The organism is Vibrio sp. D173a (genome assembly GCF_030248475.1).
The window spans coordinates 1-1,467 of record NZ_JAHGAH010000132.1; the positions used below are offsets into that span (position 1 = coordinate 1).

Annotated in this window: 2 protein-coding genes; both read right to left on the reverse strand. The window is 45.7% G+C overall.

The window, feature by feature from the left end:
- Positions 1-150 (reverse strand): transposase domain-containing protein (locus KIV40_RS14680; protein WP_285349922.1); only part of this gene is annotated, 150 nt, incomplete at its 3' end.
- A 131-nt stretch (positions 151-281) separates the two neighbouring features.
- Positions 282-1,322, reverse strand: a complete 1,041-nt coding sequence (locus tag KIV40_RS14685; RefSeq protein WP_285349919.1) for a Preprotein translocase subunit SecY — start codon at positions 1,320-1,322, stop codon at positions 282-284.
- Positions 1,323-1,467 lie beyond the last annotated feature (145 nt).

Sequence of the window (1,467 nt, forward strand, 5' to 3'; positions counted from 1 at the left end):
CTCTAAAGTTAGCTTTCGTTTTCTTAGCGTAACAGTATCAGTAAGTTCGTAAGCACTATTAATGAGTTCAATGGGCAGGAGGTCAGCGAGTGTTTCAACTTGATTGGGTTTATAACTGTTGATGATGTCGAGGGCTTGAGAAACGTGCATAAAAAATCCGATAAACAGGGTCTATCGGATTTTTACATACAGGTAGGATCATTCAACTGATCTGCCGATTAAAGTCTTAACTGATCGGCATTAGTCCATCTGGACGCTCTTTTGTTTTTAGTTCGGAATGCTTAAGCCGCTTCGGTTTGACCAATCCAGTGGTAATGGTGGTTGGCTTTCTTACCGACTAAGCCAAGTTCGGCTAGTTCTTCAAACACTTTGTCGACCTCTTCTGCCGAGAGCCTGAACTGTTTGGCTACTGCCTTTTTAGTGCAAGTGATTTGGTGACCTTTTAACGCATCGCTCACCTGCTCTAATAATGTTTTGGGCTCTTCTGGCTCAAGCTCTTGTTGCGCTTCCGGCTCAGCTTCCTCTTTGATATGAGGTAGGTATCCTGCTGGCTCCGGCTCAATATCTCGAACGTTTGCTAGCGTTATACCATCGTTACGACGGAAGAAATGACGGAAGCGGTTCTCTTCACCAATCAAACCCACAAAGAAAGCAGCAAAGAAATCCAACAAGATAGATAAGAACACCACCAAGCCCAACTGCGCTTGTGAAGATGTCGTTCCAAATGCTTTCGCTAAGCTGTCGATCAGACCAATTACAGAACCTTGCGCCACTGGCGGTAAGCTATCTCGCTCTGTTGCCAAGCGTTGCTGCTCTTCACGTAGTTTCTTGTTCTGCTCTTGAATGCGCGTTACGCCAGTCGCGATGCGCTCCATCTCAATGTACTTTTGCGCCGCCATGTTGTTTAGCTCAATCTGCTTATCGATGGACGCAATCTGGCGGTTATACGCTTCGACTTTCGCTTGTTCTACCGAGATATGGCGTTGAGCACTGTTGGTTGCACTGTTGATGCCACCGATACTGCCGCCGATAGAAATAGCAGCCAACACCAAATAGAACACTAACGCCGTGAGGGCCCCGGTGTAGTTTCTGTGTGCACGACGCTCACCGTATTCATACCAAGCGTAAAACTTACCCGCTTCGAAGATGATGGCCAGACCGCCAAATAGCGCCTGCATCATTGGGTTTTCGTCAATCGACAAAAACAGTAAAAGAGAAAAAATAGTCGATGCTAAAATCGCAGCGCCAGTGAACGCGTACACGCTCACCATAGCAAATCGACCTTTAGGATATCGATATCCGATCTGTTGTTCGTATTTCATTGGAGAAATTTCTTAAGATTCCGCAGCCCTTATATGACGGGCGCTTCAAGCAACTACAAAGGTGCGGAGAATACCGTATCCTTTATTAAATTACTGTCATAATTCCGTTAATGGAAAACAAGTGAAGAATAGATAGGGTGTGTTG